This window comes from Methylobacterium tarhaniae (assembly GCF_001043955.1).
In the GTDB taxonomy this organism is placed as follows: domain Bacteria; phylum Pseudomonadota; class Alphaproteobacteria; order Rhizobiales; family Beijerinckiaceae; genus Methylobacterium; species Methylobacterium tarhaniae.
Genome location: NZ_LABZ01000124.1, coordinates 1 through 16,455, shown reverse-complemented (window position 1 = coordinate 16,455; position 16,455 = coordinate 1). Strand labels below are relative to the sequence as shown.

At 70.9% G+C, this 16,455-nt stretch carries 16 protein-coding genes; 8 read left to right on the top strand and 8 right to left on the bottom strand.

From position 1 onward, the window contains the following. Positions 1-75: 75 nt before the first annotated feature. The gene (locus VQ03_RS17595) at positions 76-1,389 is read left to right on the top strand and encodes a YeaH/YhbH family protein (protein ID WP_048452199.1); all 1,314 of its coding nucleotides are present in this window, start codon (positions 76-78) and stop codon (positions 1,387-1,389) included. Between the two features lie 91 nt (positions 1,390-1,480). Further along, on the top strand, positions 1,481-3,061 hold the full coding sequence (locus VQ03_RS17590; RefSeq protein WP_048452198.1) for a SpoVR family protein: 1,581 nt from the start codon (positions 1,481-1,483) through the stop codon (positions 3,059-3,061). 7 nt (positions 3,062-3,068) lie between these two features. On the opposite strand, the gene VQ03_RS17585 is transcribed toward VQ03_RS17590, so the two are convergent. Further along, positions 3,069-3,416, bottom strand: a complete 348-nt coding sequence (locus VQ03_RS17585; protein ID WP_048452197.1) for a DUF1476 domain-containing protein — start codon at positions 3,414-3,416, stop codon at positions 3,069-3,071. Positions 3,417-3,571: 155 nt separating this feature from the next. On the opposite strand from VQ03_RS17585, the gene VQ03_RS17580 reads away from it, so the two are divergent. Together VQ03_RS17580 and VQ03_RS17575 are read left to right on the top strand one after the other, a co-directional pair. Next, complete coding sequence (locus VQ03_RS17580; protein WP_048452196.1) at positions 3,572-4,063, top strand: YciE/YciF ferroxidase family protein; 492 nt, start codon at positions 3,572-3,574, stop codon at positions 4,061-4,063. A 43-nt stretch (positions 4,064-4,106) separates the two neighbouring features. After that, entirely contained in the window at positions 4,107-4,520 is a 414-nt protein-coding gene (locus tag VQ03_RS17575; RefSeq protein WP_048452195.1) for a VOC family protein, read from the top strand. A gap of 15 nt (positions 4,521-4,535) precedes the next feature. Here VQ03_RS17575 and VQ03_RS17570 read toward each other — a convergent pair whose 3' ends face one another. From VQ03_RS17570 to VQ03_RS17545, 6 genes are all read right to left on the bottom strand, one after another. Further along, complete coding sequence (locus VQ03_RS17570; protein WP_048452194.1) at positions 4,536-5,525, bottom strand: glucokinase; 990 nt, start codon at positions 5,523-5,525, stop codon at positions 4,536-4,538. A 67-nt stretch (positions 5,526-5,592) separates the two neighbouring features. Further along, positions 5,593-6,543, bottom strand: a complete 951-nt coding sequence (locus tag VQ03_RS17565; RefSeq protein WP_048452193.1) for a 3-hydroxyacyl-CoA dehydrogenase family protein — start codon at positions 6,541-6,543, stop codon at positions 5,593-5,595. 111 nt (positions 6,544-6,654) lie between these two features. Then, on the bottom strand, positions 6,655-7,806 hold the full coding sequence (locus VQ03_RS17560; RefSeq protein WP_048452192.1) for an NADH:flavin oxidoreductase/NADH oxidase: 1,152 nt from the start codon (positions 7,804-7,806) through the stop codon (positions 6,655-6,657). Between the two features lie 7 nt (positions 7,807-7,813). Continuing rightward, positions 7,814-8,842, bottom strand: coding sequence for a cyclase family protein (locus tag VQ03_RS17555; RefSeq protein ID WP_048452191.1), 1,029 nt, complete (start codon positions 8,840-8,842; stop codon positions 7,814-7,816). 115 nt (positions 8,843-8,957) lie between these two features. Then, positions 8,958-10,187, bottom strand: a complete 1,230-nt coding sequence (locus VQ03_RS17550) for an ABC transporter substrate-binding protein (protein WP_053078630.1) — start codon at positions 10,185-10,187, stop codon at positions 8,958-8,960. Positions 10,188-10,398: 211 nt separating this feature from the next. Further along, a complete protein-coding gene (locus VQ03_RS17545) occupies positions 10,399-11,085 on the bottom strand; it encodes a histidine phosphatase family protein (protein ID WP_083468067.1) in 687 nt (228 codons plus the stop codon). A 169-nt stretch (positions 11,086-11,254) separates the two neighbouring features. On the opposite strand from VQ03_RS17545, the gene VQ03_RS17540 reads away from it, so the two are divergent. Both VQ03_RS17540 and VQ03_RS17535 read left to right on the top strand, forming a co-directional pair. Further along, on the top strand, positions 11,255-11,656 hold the full coding sequence (locus VQ03_RS17540) for a PaaI family thioesterase (protein ID WP_048452188.1): 402 nt from the start codon (positions 11,255-11,257) through the stop codon (positions 11,654-11,656). A 104-nt stretch (positions 11,657-11,760) separates the two neighbouring features. Then, positions 11,761-13,209 (top strand): MFS transporter, encoded by a 1,449-nt coding sequence (locus VQ03_RS17535; RefSeq protein WP_048452187.1) that lies wholly within the window; start codon positions 11,761-11,763, stop codon positions 13,207-13,209. A 7-nt stretch (positions 13,210-13,216) separates the two neighbouring features. Here the strand turns inward: VQ03_RS17535 and VQ03_RS17530 are convergent, their stop codons facing one another. Continuing rightward, a complete protein-coding gene (locus VQ03_RS17530; protein WP_048452186.1) occupies positions 13,217-14,143 on the bottom strand; it encodes a LysR substrate-binding domain-containing protein in 927 nt (308 codons plus the stop codon). Positions 14,144-14,303: 160 nt separating this feature from the next. On the opposite strand from VQ03_RS17530, the gene VQ03_RS17525 reads away from it, so the two are divergent. Further along, positions 14,304-15,239 (top strand): amino acid ABC transporter substrate-binding protein, encoded by a 936-nt coding sequence (locus tag VQ03_RS17525; protein ID WP_245292114.1) that lies wholly within the window; start codon positions 14,304-14,306, stop codon positions 15,237-15,239. After that, positions 15,236-16,291 (top strand): threonine aldolase family protein, encoded by a 1,056-nt coding sequence (locus tag VQ03_RS17520; RefSeq protein WP_048452185.1) that lies wholly within the window; start codon positions 15,236-15,238, stop codon positions 16,289-16,291. The genes VQ03_RS17525 and VQ03_RS17520 overlap by 4 nt, the downstream gene beginning before the upstream one ends. Positions 16,292-16,455 lie beyond the last annotated feature (164 nt).

Sequence of the window (16,455 nt, the reverse complement as noted above, 5' to 3'; positions counted from 1 at the left end):
GTCCCCCCCGAGGGGAGCGGTGGCGGGAACTGTCCCCGATACGGTATGATGGCGTGATCGGAGAGCGCGAAGCGGATGCACATCATCGATCGACGCCTCAATCCCGGCGGCAAGAGCCTGGCGAACCGGCAGCGTTTCCTGCGCCGGGTCCGGGACGTGGCCCAGCGCGCCGTGCGCGAGGCCGCCCGGGAGAAGGACATCAAGGACCTCGGCAAGGACGGCAACGTCACCGTTCCGGTGGACGGCGTGCGCGAGCCGAAATTCACCCGCAATCCCTCGACCGGGATCCAGGACCACATCCTGCCCGGCAACAAGACCTATATCGAGGGCGACCTGATCGAGCGCCCGCCGGGCGGCGGCGGGGGAGGGGGCGGTAGCGGTGACGCCGGCGACGGCGGCCAGGACAGCGAGGATACGTTCCGCTTCGTCCTCACCCGCGAGGAGTTCCTGGAACTCTTCCTCGAGGACCTGGAACTGCCCGACCTCGCCAAGCGCCGCCTCGCCGTGGTCGAGACGGAGGCCCTGCGCCGGGCCGGCTACACGGTGACGGGCTCGCCCGCCAACCTGGCCCTCGGGCGCACCCTGCGCAACTCGCTGTCGCGGCGCATCGCCCTCAAGCGGCCCAAGGCCGCCGAGATGGAGGCCCTGGAGGCGGAGATCCGGGCGCTGGAGGAGAGTCAGCCCGACGCGGTGATCCTCGACGAGTTGAAGGCGGAGCTGGAGCGCCTGCGCACCCGCTCGCAACGCATCCCCTACGTCGACCCGATCGACCTGCGCTACCGGCGCTTCGAGCCCTATCCGCGCCCGGTGGCCCAGGCGGTGATGTTCTGCCTGATGGACGTCTCGGGCTCGATGACCGAGCACATGAAGGACCTCGCCAAGAGGTTCTACATCCTGCTCCATATCTTCCTCACCCGGCGCTACAAGCACGTCGAGATCGTCTTCATCCGCCACACCGACCACGCCAAGGAGGTCGACGAGGAGACGTTCTTCGGCTCGCGCGAGACCGGCGGCACCCTGGTCTCCTCGGCGCTCGTCGAGATGAAGCGGATCATCGCCGAGCGCTACAATCCCGAGGACTGGAACATCTACGCCGCCCAGGCCTCCGACGGCGACAACGTGTCGAGCGACGGCGCCACCTCGCAGGATCTGCTGCGCAGCGCGATCCTGCCGGCCTGCCAGTACTTCGCCTATCTGGAGGTCGGCGACGAGGGCGGGCCGCGGGCCGGCTTCGTCGAGCACCGCACCACGCTCTGGCGCACCTACGAGCCGGTCTCGAAGACCAACTCGGTGCTGGCCATGCGCAAGGTCAACCATCGCCGCGACATCTATCCGGTCTTCCGCGAGCTGTTCGCCCGCAAGGCCGGACAGGAGGCCGCGTCACCATAAGCCGCGCGGCTCCGGGCGAGTCGCACGGTTCAGGTTCAGAAGCTGCATCCCGCCGGGGGATGCTTCAAGCCACCGGGAGGTCCGACGCCCGATGAGTTCCGCCACCTTCGACGCGCGGCCCGCCGGCCCGGCCGTGATCGCCAAGCATGCTCCGCTCTTCACCGGCAACGACTGGGACTTCGACACCATCCGGCGCATCCACGATGCCTGCGAGGCGATCGCCGGGCCGGAGCTGGGCCTGAGCTGGTACCCGAACCAGATCGAGATCATCACCGCCGAGCAGATGCTGGACGCCTATGCGTCGATCGGCATGCCCTTGTTCTACAAGCACTGGTCCTTCGGCAAGCACTTCGCCCAGCACGAGGCCGGCTATCGCCGCGGCCTGATGGGGCTCGCCTACGAGATCGTCATCAACTCCGACCCGTGCATCTCCTATATCATGGAGGAGAACACGGCGACGATGCAGACCCTCGTCATCGCCCACGCCGCCTTCGGCCACAACCATTTCTTCAAGAACAACTACCTGTTCCGGCAGTGGACCGACGCGGAAGGCATCCTCGACTACCTGGAATTCGCCAAGACCTTCATCTCGCGCTGCGAGGAGCGTTACGGCCACACCGCCGTGGAATCGGTGCTGGACGCCGCCCACGCCCTGATGAACCAGGGCGTCCACCGCTACCCGCGCAAGAAGCGGCCCGATCTCTCCTCCGAGCAGCGCCGCGAACGCGAGCGCCAGGAACACCAGGAGAGGATGTACAACGACCTCTGGCGCACCCTGCCGGCCAAGGCCCGGTCCGGCAAGCCGGACCCGCAGGCCGAGCGCCGCCGGGCGCTGCTGGAGCTGCCGCAGGAGAACATCCTCTACTTCCTGGAGAAGGTGGCGCCGCGGCTGCAGCCCTGGCAGCGCGAGATCCTGCGCATCGTCCGCCACGTGGCGCAGTATTTCTACCCGCAGCGCCAGACCAAGGTGATGAACGAGGGCTGCGCCACCTACAACCACTACCGGATCATGACCCGCCTGTCCGAGACCGGGCAGATCGGCGAGGCCGCCTACCTCGAATTCCTGCAATCGCACACCAACGTGATCCGGCAGCCGACCTACAACGACCGGCATTACGGCGGGCACAACCCCTATGCCATCGGCTTCGCGATGATGACGGACATCGCCCGCATCTGCACCGAGCCGACCGACGAGGACCGGGCCTGGTTCCCGGACATTGCCGGCAGCGGCGACGCGATGGGCGTGCTGCGCGACGTCTGGGCCAATTACCGCGACGAGAGCTTCATCGCCCAGTTCCTCAGCCCGAAGCTGATGCGCCAGCTGCGGCTGTTCCACGTCACCGACGATCCGGACAAGCCGGAGCTGCGGGTCGAGGCGATCCACGACGAGCGCGGCTACCGCCGCCTGCGCCGGGCCTTCGCGCGGCAATACGACGTCGCCTGGCTCGACCCCGACATCGAGGTGGTCGATGTCGACCTGGAGGGCGACCGCAAGCTGATCCTGCACCACAAGGTGCTCAACCGCGTCCTGCTCAACAAGGACGACGCGATGCGGGTGCTGCAGCATCTCGCCGACCTGTGGGGCTACGACGTGCTGATGAAGGAGGTCGATACCGTCACCGGCGCCGTGCTCAAGGAGCACACCGCCAGCGCGCGGCCGACCTTCTTCTGAGGCCGCCTCAGCCCCGGGCCTGCTCCCGCACGGTCCGGGCCGCCTCGGCACCGTAGCGGGCGATCAGGCCCGGCAGGGCCTCGGCCTCCGCCGCGGCGCCCTTGGCCGTGAGGTCGGCCCGCAGCCGCTCGGCCAGAACCTCGTCCGACGTCCGGCCGAAGGCCGGCGGGATCGCGCCTGCCTCGACCAGGTGCCGCGTATAGGCCTCGGCCTCGCTCCCGGTGAGGTTCAGGCGCTCGCACATCCAGGCACCCAGCATCTTGTTGCGCCGGGCGAGGGCCAGGAAGCGCAGCTCCTCGTCGAGGGCGAACAAAGCCTCGGCGGCCCGTTCCCGCTCATCGAACAACGTCGTCATGGTGGGGTCTCCCTCGGATCCACGCCCCCATTCGACAGAATGGCGACGGTCGCGCCCAGGCACCAGTCCCGGTCGCAGGCCCGTGATCCGTCTCAGGAACGAAGCCGGCCGCCCGAGAGTTGCCGGGGCTCATAGGTACCCCACGGGAGCATCTCATGGCCGACGACAAGAACCTTCGGGCGCTCTTCCTGCACCAGCTCAAGGACACGTACTTCGCCGAGAACGCGATCCTGAAGGCGCTGCCGAAGATGGCCCAGGCGGCCCGCTCGGAGGAGCTGCGGGGCGCGCTCAGCGTCCATGTCGAGGAGACCCGCGAGCAGGTGAAGCGCCTCGACCAGGTGTTTCGGAGCGTCGGCGAGAAGCCCGAGGGCGTCACCTGCCAGGCGATCCAGGGCATCATTGCCGAGGGCGAGGAGGTGATGCAGGAATTCTCCGGCGGGGAGGCGCTCGATGCCGGACTGATCGCCGCCGCGCAGGCGGTGGAGCATTACGAGATCACCCGCTACGGCACCCTGCTGGCCTGGGCCAAGCAGCTGGGTCTCAGCGAGGCCGAGGGCTTGATCAAGGAGACGCTGGTCGAGGAGGAGAATACCGACGAGCTCCTGTCCGAGCTCGCCGAGGAGGCGGTCAACCCGGCCGCGGCGTAACCGCGAGGGCCGCCTGCGCGTTGGGCCGATGGGAGGTGGCGCCATGCCGGAGACCGCCGGGATCCTCGAGACGGTGCTCTACGTCGACGACCTCGCGCGGGCGGCCGCGTTCTGGGGCGGGCCGATGGGCCTGCCCTGCATCCACGAGGACCACCGCATGCGGGCCTACGACGTCGCCGGGCGCGGCGTCCTGCTGCTGTTTCCCCGCGGCGGCTCCCTGCACCCGATCGAAACGCCCGGCGGCACCATCCCGCCCCATGACGGGTCGGGCCCGCTGCACCTCGCCCTGTCGATCCCGGCCGGGGCGCAGGACGAGTGGGAGCGGCATCTCGCGGCGCACGGCATCGCGATCGAGGGCCGCACCACCTGGCCACGCGGCGGCGTCAGCCTGTATTTCCGCGATCCGGACGGGCACCTGGTGGAGCTGGCGACGCCGGGGTTGTGGAAGGGCTACTGACGCGGATTTGCCCGCTCAGGCCGTCCAAAGCTGCCCGTCATAGGCGAACCGCTCCGGCTGGCAGGCCAAAGCCGAGAGCCCGCCGAGGGCCGGATCGGCGATGGTGATGACGCAGGTCGGGATCTGCTTCATGCGGTCGGAGAAGGGCGGCTTGTGCTCGAAGGCCTGCCGGAAGGCGCCCTCGTTCAGCACGTCGAGGATCCGGGGCGCGATGCCGCCGCCGATATAGACGCCGCCGGTCGCCAGGAAGGTGAGGGCGAGGTCGCCGCAGAGGCGCCCGAGCAGCCTGGAAAAGACCTGGAGCGTCCGCTGCGCCACCGGATCCCCGCCGGACATCCCGCGCTCGGTGATGTCCTTCGGATCCATCTCGCCGCCGCCGAGACCGGCATGGAGGCGGGTGAGACCGGGGCCGGACAGGAGCGATTCGACGGTGATGCGGCCCTCGATCCGGGCGAGGCGCGGCCAGAACGCGAAATCCTCCGCGTCGCTCGGCCCGAAATCGGTGTGCCCGGCCTCGGTCGAGACGATGGCGAGCTGCTTGCCGTAGGGGACGAGGCCGGCGGCACCGAAGCCGGTGCCGGGGCCGAGCACGAGGCGCGCGCCGCCATCGGGGCAGAGGGTCGGGCCGATCTGCTCGAGGATCGAGCGGTCGCGCCCGGCCGGGTCGAGGAAGGCGGCACCGGCCGCCACCGGCACGTAGTCGTTGACGACGCGGCAGCTCGCGAGCCCGAAATCACGGCCGATGCGCTCGCCCTCGATCACCCAGTGGGCGTTGGTCAGATGCACCGCCGGCCCGTCGACCCGGGCAGCCACCGCCAGGATGGCGGAGCGAGGCGGGGCGACCTGGCTCTTCGCCAGGGCGGCGCGGATCGCCGCGCTCGGATCGGGGTAGGCGGCGGTCTTCTCATGGGCGAGCACGACGGGCTCGGTTCCCGGCTTCTCCTGCACGGCGAAGCGCGCATTGGTGCCACCGATATCGCCGAACAGGACCGGGAACTCGAACATGGCCGCCGCCTCGCCTCCGCGTTCAGGGCTTTCGGTTATAGCGCCGCAGCGGCCCCGGTCGACCGGCTCACTCGCCTTCCATCCGGCCGATCTCCTTCATCGCCCGCTTGAGGGCGAGGAGGCGCCGGTCGCGGTCGCGAAACAGCTCGGCCGGGTCGCGGCCGCCCCAATCGAAGAATCCTTTTCCCGCCATCACGCCGGTGCGCCCCTGCGCCACGAGGTCGTCGATCGCCTCCGAGCGGGTGCGCGCCGGGGGCGGGCTGTAGCTCGCATTGGCGAGCGCGTGGCGCAGGAGTTCGATGCCGGTGAAGTCCGCCTTGGCGAGGTGGCCGAGGATCGGGATGCGCAAGGCGAGGCCATGGATGATGGCCTCGTCGATCTCGCGGGCCGAGGCCACCCCCTCGTCGAGGAGGTGGTAGACCTCGGCCGAGATCGCCGACTGGATCCGGTTCGCGACATAGCCCGGGATGAAGCGCTTGAGCACGATCGGCACCTGGCCGATGCCGAGGACGAGCTGGCGCGCCTCCTCGATCACGCCCAGGTCCGTCTGCGGCCCCGGCACCACGTCGACGAGGTCGACGATGTAGGGCGGGGTGTACCAGTGCATCACCAGGGCCTGCCTCTGCCGGCTCTCCGGGATCAGCGGGAACACGTCGAGATAGCTGGTGTTGCTGGCGATCCGGGTGTCGGGGGCGCAGAGCCGGTCGAGCTCGGAGAACAGCGCCCGCTTGGCCTCCGGGTTCTCGGTGATCGCCTCGATGACGAGGCTCGCGCCGTCGACCGTCGCGCCGTGATCGGGCTCGAGGCGGATCGCCTGCGCGACCCGCTCCGCCGTCCATTCGGGCGCGACGGCGCCGGCCTCCCGCAGGGTGTCGAGGGCGGAGGCGATCAGGCCCGGCACCCGCTCCAGGGTCTCCGGCCGGCTGTCGGTCAGCCGCACCCGGTGCCCGCCGAGCGCCAGGACCAGGGCGATGCCGTGCCCCATCAGCCCGGCCCCGATGACCGCGATCTCGCTCATGTGGTCCTCCCGCGTCGATTGAGTGTCGTGGTGTCAGATCCGCGATCGCCGGCTCCTCCCATCCACGACCTCATCCTGAGGCCGTGGATGGGAGGAGCCGGATGACGAGGCTTACTCCTGCCGCCACGGGCCCAGCCGCGCGATGTCCCGCTCGCGCCGCTCCAGCCACCATCCGGCCTGCCGGGGCCAGGCCGCGAAGCCCGGCTCCTCCGTCCCGTCGAGAGCCCGCCCGGCGCGAACCGCCCAGTTCGGATCGGCGAGCGCCTCCCGTCCCACCGCCACGAGATCGGCGCGGCCCTCCGCCACGATCGCCTCCGCCTGGCGCGGATCGACGATCAGGCCGACCGCCATGGTGGCGAGGCCGGTCTCCCGCTTCACGGCCTCGGCGAAGCCGACCTGGAAGCCGTAATCGCGGCGGATCCGGGCGGCGGTGGCGGAGCCGGACAGCCCGCCCGACGAACAATCGAGCACGTCGACCCCGAGCGCCCGCAACTCGCCCGCGAAGGCGAGGGTGTCGTCGAGGGTCAGGCCGCCCTCGAGCCCGTCCACCGCCGAGACGCGCACGAAGAGCGGCTTCCCGGCCGGCCAAGCCCGCCGCAGCGCCCGGGCGACCGCCAGGGGAAACCGCATCCGCCCGGCCCGCTCGCCGCCGAAGGCGTCCTCGCGCCGGTTGGTCAGCGGCGACAGGAAGGTGTGCAGCAGGTAGCCATGGGCGGCGTGAAGCTCGATCACGTCGAACCCCGCCGCTTGCGCCCGCCCGGCCGCCGCCACGAAGGCGGCTTTCAGATCGTCGAGATCGGAGGCCGAGAGTTCCGCCGGCATCAGCCAGCCCGCGTCGAGGGGAATCGCGCTCGGCGCCACGATCGGCCACGGCGCCTCGCCGCGGGCGAATTCCTCCTCCGAGAGCGGGCCGTTGCCCTCCCAGGGGCGCTGCATGCTGGCCTTGCGGCCGGCATGGGCCAGCTGCACCCCGGCGACGGCGCCTTGCGCCTTGAGGAAGCCCGCCACCCGGGCCAGCGCGTCGCCGTGAGCGTCCGACCAGATCCCGAGGTCGCCATGGGTGATGCGCCCCTCGGGCACCACCGCCGTCGCCTCCAGGATGACCAGGCCGGCCCCGCCGAGGGCGAAGCGGCCGTAATGGACGAGGTGGTAGTCACCCGCCATCCCGCCCTCCGCCGAGTACTGACACATCGGCGGGATCGCGACGCGGTTGCGGAGGGAGACGTCCCGCAGGCGAACGGGCGTGAAGAGCTGCGCGGTCATCGATGGCTCACACGGTGGCGATCGGCGTCGTCGGCGAGCCGACCGCGCCCGGCAGCCGCAAGGGCGGCGCGGTGAGGAGGAAGCGGGAGCGCTTGTTCGCCCGCAGCCACGTGGCGAGCGGGGTGAGGTGCCACAGCTCGCCGAGGTTCACGCCGAGGCGGAACAGGCAATGCTCGTGCAGCGGCAGGGTGGCGCAGCAGCCCTCGGCGGCCAAAGCGGGATGGACCTCGACGGCGTAGTTGTCGGCGATGAGGGCGACGAGCCCCGAATCGGTGATCCAGTTCAGGAGCCTGCGGTCGCGCCCGTCGAGGCCGGCGCAGAGGTCGTGGACGATTGCCGGATCCGGGTTCCGGTTCATGCCGAGCAGCCGCTCGGCGAAGCCCGTATGCAGGCAGACCATGTCGCCGGCCTCGACCACGACCCCGTCCGCATCGAGGATGCGGCGCAGCTGGTCGTAGCCCACCGCCACCCGCGCCTCGCCCAGATGGGCGTGGAGGTCGATCATCACGCCCCGGCCCTGCATGCCGCGCTCGGCCAGACGCTCGATGCCCAGCGCCTGGGCGCGGGAGGGGGCGCCCGCCTCCTCCGGCGTCGTCGGGCCGGTGATGTCCGAGCCCGCGCGGAAACCGTTGTAGTAGACCGGGCGCGGGGTACCGTCGCCCTCGACGTCGAACAGCGAGCCGACATGGGCGAGGCTGTCCCACTGCGTCGAGTATTGCAGGTGGAGCACGGCGAGGTCGTCGCTGATCACGTCGGTGGCGTCGGGCACCTCCTCGCAGACCAGGAAGTTCATGTTCGGCCGGCCGCTCGCCCGCACGGTCGGGCGGATCTGCGGCGGGTGGCGGCGCGGGTTGAGCACGTTGCCGCCCGGAACGTCGAGGGGCAGGCTGAGGCAGAAGGTCAGGCCCTCCCGCACCTCGGCCGCGCCCTGGCGCACCTTCTCGGGCGTCAGCAGGTTGAGCCGGCCGAGCTCGTCGTCGGGGCCGAAATCGCCCCAGGTCGAGCCCTCCGGGCGACGGCGCCAGCGAAGTGTCATGCGTGCAGTTCTCGCTGCTGGCGCCGCGAGGGCGGTCCGCCGCACGCGCGGCGGCGCGCCGTCGCGCTCGCCGACGGCCGGGGGCCGTTCGATCGCAGTGTTCCGGCCATCGGGATCATTTCTTCACCAGGGGGCAGCGGGAGGCCGAGAGCGGCTGGAAGGCCTGCTCGCCCGGAACCGTGGCGACGAGCTTGTAGAGGTCCCACGGCCCCTTCGACTCCTCCGGCGTCTTGACCTCGAACAGGTACATGTCGTGGATCATGCGGCCGTCCTCCCGGATGCGCCCGCCGCGGGCGTAGAAGTCGTCCACCGGCATCTCGCGCATCGCCCTCATCACGGCCGAGGTCTCGTCGGTGCCGGCCTTCTGGACGGCCTTGAGGTAGTGCATCACCGTCGAGTAGACGCCGGCCTGGGACATGTTCGGCATCTTGCCCACGCGCTCGAAGTAGCGCTTCGACCAGGCCCGCGTCTCGTCGTTGAGGTCCCAGTAGAAGCCCTCCGTCAGCAGCATTCCCTGCGTCGCCTTCAGGCCCAGGCTGTGCACGTCGCTGATATAGACGAGGAGCCCGGCGAGCTTCTGCCCGCCCTGGGTCAGGCCGAACTCGGCGGCCTGCTTGATCGCGTTGGTGGTGTCGGCGCCCGCATTGGCGAGGCCGATCACCTTGGCGCCCGAGCCCTGCGCCTGGAGCAGGAAGGAGGAGAAGTCGGCATTGTTGAGCGGCACCCGCACGCCGCCGAGCACCTTGCCGCCATTCGCCTTCACCACCGCGCCGGCATCGCGCTCGAGGTCCTGGCCGAAGGCGTAGTCGGCGGTGACGAAGAACCACGAATCGCCGCCGGCCTTGACGGTGGCGAGCGCCGTGGAATTCGCCAGCGCATAGGTGTCGTAGGCCCAGTGCACCGAGACGGGGGAGCAGGCCTCGTTGGTGAGCCGCACCGCGCCGGGCCCGTTGAACACGATCACCTTGTTCTTGGCCTTGGCGATGTCGGCGGCGGCGAGCGCGGTGGCGGAGGCCGCGACGTCCAGGATCGCGTCGATTCTGCCGGTATCGAACCAGGCCCGGGCGGTGGCCGCCGCGATGTCGGGCTTGTTCTGGTGATCGGCGACCACGACCTCGACCGGCGCGCCCAGAACCTTGCCGCCGGCATCCTCCACCGCCATGCGGGCCGCCGCGGCGCTGCCGGGCCCGGTCACGTCGGCATAGGGTCCCGACATGTCGAGCAGGAAGCCGAGGCGCACCACCCCGTCGGATACGGTTTGGGAAGTCGTGGCCGGCGCCTGCTGCGCGACGGCAGCCCCCTGCCACACGACGGCCAGAGCCGCCGCCAGAAGCGTTGTCCTCACCCGGTCCGTCCTTCGTCGACGACGTTCGTTCGTGCGGTACGCCGTCGAGGGCGCCCGGGTGCATCGTTCGCGGGGGAGGATGGCTTGTCAACCGCGCTCCGAACGGAACGGGCGGTATGGCATGAGGGGGTCTGCGCCCGGCGCCGGGCTCGGAGATTTCATGACGCCGGCGATCGGGGCGAGGCTTGCTCTCCCGGATCGCCGGCAAATTTCAGGCCGCCGGCCCGGCGCCCTCGGCGGCGGCGAGCCAAGGCTGGGCGTTCACCATGCCGACCCGCCAGCCCGCCCCGTCCCAGCCGGCGTAGTGGTCGAGGCGGGTGAGCGAGCAATTCTCGACCGCGAAGGCGAGCCCGCCCTGCGGGCCCAGGTTCAGCGCCAGGGCGATCGCCGCCCGGATCGTGCCGCCATGGGCCACCGCCACGATATCGCGCCCGCTATGCTCGGCGGTGAGTTCGTCGATCGCCGCCTTCACCCGCTCGCATAACTCCGAAAAGCTCTCGCCGCCCGGCGGGCGCTCGTCGGCAGGGGCGAACCAGTAGCTCGCGGCCGAAGGCTGGCGCTCGGCGAAGAAGCGCGTCCGGTCCTGGCCCTGCCACTCGCCGAGATTCTGCTCGGCCAGAGCCGGCAGGGCGGTGAGGCGGGGCACGGTGCCGTCCACCGTGAAGTCGCCGGCCTGCCACAGGGCCTCGGCGGTCTGCCGGGTGCGGCCGAGATGGCTCGCGACCCAGACCGCGCCGCGGGGCAGCACCGGGGCGAGGCCGGCGAAGACGTGGGCGTCGCCGCAATCGCACGCGATGTCGCTGCCGCCGTAGATGCGGCCGCCGTCGCCCCGGACGGGGGCGTGACGCACCCACCACCAGCGGGTGCGGACGAAGGAGGAGGGGGTCGAAGCGCTCATGAACTCTCTTTGCATCGCGCCGGCGTTCGGCGCATCGGCGCCGGCACCCCGTCGGGCTTGCCTCGCGTGGACGGACGAGGCCGTTCGCGCCTGCGGCGGAAACCATAGCGCGAATTGCCAGGCCGGCGAACTCTCCCCATAGGTGCGACAGCCGACAGGGAGCGGACGGATGGACGAGGCGGAGAACAGCATGATCTACGGCGCGGACATCCCGTTCGCCCGGCTCTGCGGCATCGAGGCGCTGGAGGTCGTCGAGGGGCGCACGCGCCTGCGCCTGGAGCTGGGGCCGCAGCACGGCAACAATCTCGGCATCGCCCATGGGGGCATCCTCTGCACCCTCCTCGACATCGCCATGGGCACGGTGGCCCGGCTCACCGCCGGACGGCCGGTGGTGACCCTCGACATGCAGACCCGCTTCCTCTCGCCCGGCCACGGCGTGCTCCTGGCCGAGGGGCGGGTGACCCGGGCCGGCCAGTCGATCCTGTTCTGCGACGCCGAGATCCGCGACGAGGCCGGGCGGGTCGTGGCGACCGCCACGGGGGTATTCAAGCCGGTCGGGGCCAGGGCGTAGCGCCAGGCCACGACGAAGGTTTCTGTCGTGTTGCGGGTTCCCGTCGCGACGAGGTGAGCCATTTCGGGAGGGCATGGTCAGGCCTGCGTGCCGGAAAGGCCCCGATGACGGTTTCCTCCGCCACCCGCACCGCCCCCGGCGGCGTGATCGAGACGGACGTCTCGGCCCGGCTCGACCGGCTGCCCTGGGGCCGGTTCCACACCCTGGTGGTGCTGGCGCTCGGCATCACCTGGGTGCTCGACGGGCTGGAGGTGACGCTGGCGGGCGCGCTCGCCGGCGCGCTGAAGGCGAGCCCGACCCTGCACTTCTCCAACGCCGAGATCGGGCTCGCCACCTCGAGCTACCTCGCCGGCGCGGTCCTGGGGGCGGTGGGCTTCGGCTGGCTCACCGACCGGCTCGGGCGGAAAAAACTCTTCTTCATCACGCTCGCGGTCTACCTCGCGGCCACCGCGGCCACCGGCCTGTCCTGGAACCTGTGGAGCTTCTGCCTCTTCCGCTTCCTCACCGGGGCCGGCATCGGCGGCGAGTACACGGCGATCAACTCGACCATCCAGGAGCTGATCCCGGCCCGCGCCCGGGGCTGGACCGACCTCGTCATCAACGGCAGCTTCTGGCTCGGCGCGGTGCTCGGCGCCGGCACCTCGCTGATCGTGCTCGATCCGGCCCTGTTCGGGCCCGATATCGGCTGGCGCGTCGCCTTCGGGCTCGGCGCCGTCCTGGGGCTGATCATCCTCTTCCTCCGCACCTGGATCCCCGAGAGCCCGCGCTGGCTGATGACCCACGGGCGGCACGAGGAGGCCGAGGCCCTGGTCGCCGGCATCGAGGCGCGCTTCCGTCGGGAGGGCCACACCCTCGCGGAGGGGCCGTTCCCGAAGGCGCGGCTGCGCCAGCGCACCCACACGCCGCTCTCGGAGGTGGTGTCCGCGCTCAAGGCCTATCGGCAGCGGGCGGGGGTGGGCCTCGTGCTGATGTCGGCCCAGGCCTTCTTCTACAACGCGATCTTCTTCACCTACGCGCTGATCCTGATCGACTTCTACCAGGTGCCGGCGGACGGCGTCGGCTGGTACATCCTGCCCTTCGCCGCCGGCAACTTTCTCGGGCCGGTGCTGCTCGGGCGGCTGTTCGACACGATCGGCCGTAAGCCGATGATCGCCTTCACCTACGGGATGTCGGGCGTGCTGCTCGCCTTGAGCGGCTGGGCGTTCCAGCAGGAGTTGGTCACCGCGACGACGCTGACTATGTGCTGGATGGCGGTGTTCTTCTTCGCCTCCGCGGCGGCCAGCTCGGCCTATCTCACGGTGAGCGAGGTGTTCCCCCTGGAGATCCGGGCGCTCGCCATCGCGCTGTTCTACGCGGTGGGCACCTCGGTCGGGGCGGTGGGGCCGGCCCTGTTCGGCGTGCTGATCGAGGGCCATTCCCGCAACGCCATCTTCGGCGGCTACCTGCTCGCCTCCGCGCTGATGATCGCCGCGGGGGCGGTGGCGGGGATCTGGGGCGTGGCGGCGGAGAGGAAGTCGCTGGAGGACGTGGCGAAGCCGCTGGCGGCGGAGTGAGCCGTCGTCAGCGCGACCCGGCGGGGTCGGGTTGCAGCACGGCCAGTTCGCTCAGCAGGACCGCCCGCGCGCAGGCGCTGAAGGCGGCGACGAGGCGGCCCGGCGGCCGCAGCGGCGGGAAGACCAGGGCGAAGACCACCGGCAGTGCCGGGGCGAAGCGGCGAATCTCGATCGGCGAGACCTTCGCCTCCTCGTAAGCCGCCAGCGGGTTCATCAGGCTGATGCCGAGGCCCGCCGCCACCAGGGCGCAGACCGCCGAGCCGAGGCCGGCCTCGGCCGCGACGGGGCGCCGGATGCCGGCCGTATCGAGGACCGCGTCGATCTGCACCCGCAGCGGATTGCCGACCGGCGAGGCGATGAAGGGCTCGCCGTCGAGATCGGCCGGGCCGAGCACGGCCTGACGCGCCAGCCGGTGGCCCCGGGGCAGCACCGCCACGCAATCGAGGCTCAGCACCGGCTCGGCCTGCACGCCCGGCTGCTCTGCGCCGTACAGCATGGTGAGGCCGGCATCGCAGGAGCCTTCAGCGATCCACTTGTACACCGTGCCCTCGTCGCCGGCATGGAGCGAAACCATGACCCCCGGATTCTCGTGCTTGAAGCGGGCGACGGAGCGGGCGAGCAGCCCGCCGGCGAGGCGCGGCATGGCCGCGACGCTCAGGCGGCCGGCCCCGAAGAGACGAATGTCGGCTGCCGCGGCTTCGAGGCTGGCGAGCCCGACGCAGGCCCGCTCGACCTCGTGATGGAAGCGCTCCGCCTCGACGGTGGGAGACAGGCGGCTGCCGTGGCGGTCGAACAGCATCAGCCCGGTGATCGCCTCGAGCTGCGCGATCAGCCGGCTGACCTGCGGCTGCGACGTGTGCAGCCGGCGTGCCGCCTCGGTCATCGAGCCCGCCAGCATCACCGTACGGAACGCCTCGACGTGACGGAAGCTCATGCGTCTCGGCGCCATATCAGATCCGTATCGGCCAGTGTCGAATCGGAATTAGCAGCCGGCATAGCTTTCGGCCATGCTTCCTGACGTAGCGCAGCGGTGGACGTCGTCGCCAGGTACGGCCCCCGGCGCAGGATCAATTCGGGCAGAGAGGAGGCATCGGGTGACGATCAAGCCGATACTTGCACGGTCGGTACTTGCATGGGCCTGTGCCGTTGTCGTCGCCGCGGCGAGCGCGACCGCCGCCCGCGCCGAGGACGGGGGCCGCCTCGACCGGATCAGGAAGACGGGCACGATCCAGATCGGGTTTCCCGATGCCTCGCCGCCATTCGCCTTCCTGGACAACGACGGCAAGCCGATCGGCTACAGCCTCGAGATCTGCGAGCACGTCGCCCAGAGGATCAAGGCGACGCTCGGACTGCCCGCGCTCGAGATCCGCCATGTCCCGGTCCAGTCGGCCACCCGCGTCCCGCTGATCAGCAACGGCACGATCGATCTGGAATGCGGCACGGCGACGAACCTGCCGGAGCGCCACAAACTGGTCTCGTTCGCGCCCACGACCTTCGTGGCGCAGATCGTTCTCGTGGCCCGCAAGAGCACGGATGTCGACGTGAACGACCTCGCGTCGTTCCGAGGCAAGGCGATCTCGGCCCAGGCCGGCGGCCAGACCCAGCGCTACGTCGTGCAGGCCAGCGCGCGCGACAACCTCGACATCAAGGTGATGGCCGCCAAGGACACCGCCGAGGCCTTCCTGCTCCTGTCGAGCGGCCGCGCCCAGGGCACCGCCAATGACGACGCCATGGCCTACACGACGGTCGCCAACGCCCCGGACCGCGACAGCTACAAGATCGGCACCAAGGGCCTCGAATTCGCGCCCTACGGCATCCTCGAGCCCAAGGACGATCCGGCCTTCAAGACAATCGTCGACGAGGCGGTCGTCGGCCTGATGAAGGACGGGACCGTGGCGAAGCTCTACACCAAGTATTTCGAGAGCCCGATCCCGCCGCGGCAGATCAACCTCAAGCTGCCGATGAGCGACGTGCTCAAGCGTGTCCTGGCCAATCCGACCGATTCCGGCGATCCGGCGGCCTATCGATGACCGCGCGAGAGAGGGCGACGGCGCTGGGCGGGGAGGCGGAGGCCGTCGTCGACCTGCGCAGCGACACCCTGACCCGGCCGACGCCGGCGATGTATGCACGGATCGCGGCGGCCCCGCTCGGCGATGACGGCCTCGGCCACGACCCGACGGCCCTCGCCCTCGAGGAGGCGGGGGCACGGCTCCTCGGCAAGGAGGCGGCCCTGTACCTGCCGAGTTGCACGATGGCGAACCTGGTGGCGACCCTCTGCCAGGCGGGGCGCCAGGAGCAGGTCGTCCTGGAGGCGCAGTCGCACATGTACACGGCGGAGCGCGGCGCCGCGACCTTCACCGGCACCTTCCCCCTCGGCATCGCCGGCATCGACGGGGCGATGGACCTCCAGATCCTGGCCGATACCCTGCGGCCCAGCGGATCGAGCCTGCGGACCGGGCTCATCGGCCTGGAGACGACGCACAACAATGCCGGCGGGACGGTGCCGCCGCTCGACCACATGAGGGCGGTCCGGGCCATGGCTCAGGCCTTCGGCATCCCGGTGCATCTCGATGGGGCGCGGCTCATCAACGCCGCCGTCCATCTCGGCGTGCCGGCCTCCCGGATCGCCGCGGAGGTCGACACGGTGTCCCTGTGCCTGTCGAAGGGCCTGAGCGCGCCGATGGGGGCCCTGCTCGCCGGGCCGGCCGCGCTGGTCGCGCGAGCCCGGAGCCTGCGCAAGATGCTGGGCGGCACCCAGCGGCAGGTCGGCATCGCCGCCGCCGCCGGCCTGGAGGCCCTGGCGACGATGGGCGATCGCCTCGGCGAGGACCATGCCCGGGCGCGCCGGCTCGCCTCCGGGCTGAACGGATTGGGTCCGGCCCTGAGCGCCGCGATCCCGCAGACCAACATCGTGCAGGTCGATCTGGCGCGCAGCGGGCACGACAGCGCGGCCTGGCTCGGAATGCTGGAGGCGCGCGGGATCCTCGCCAGACCGATCGGGCTATGGAAGCTCCGCCTCGTCACCCACCGCCACATCGACGACGGTGCCGTGGCGGTGGGTGACGAGGCGGAGCTTCCATAGCCCGATCTGCCTGGCCCGGGATGCTGGGGGGGCGCGGGGTCGCGGCGCTCAGGGCCGGACCCAATCCGTTCAGCCCGGGGGGGAGCCGGCCCGCCCGGGCATGGTCCTCGCCCAGGCCGTGCCCCATTGTCGCCAGGGCCTCCCGGGCCGGCGCGGGGGCGCAG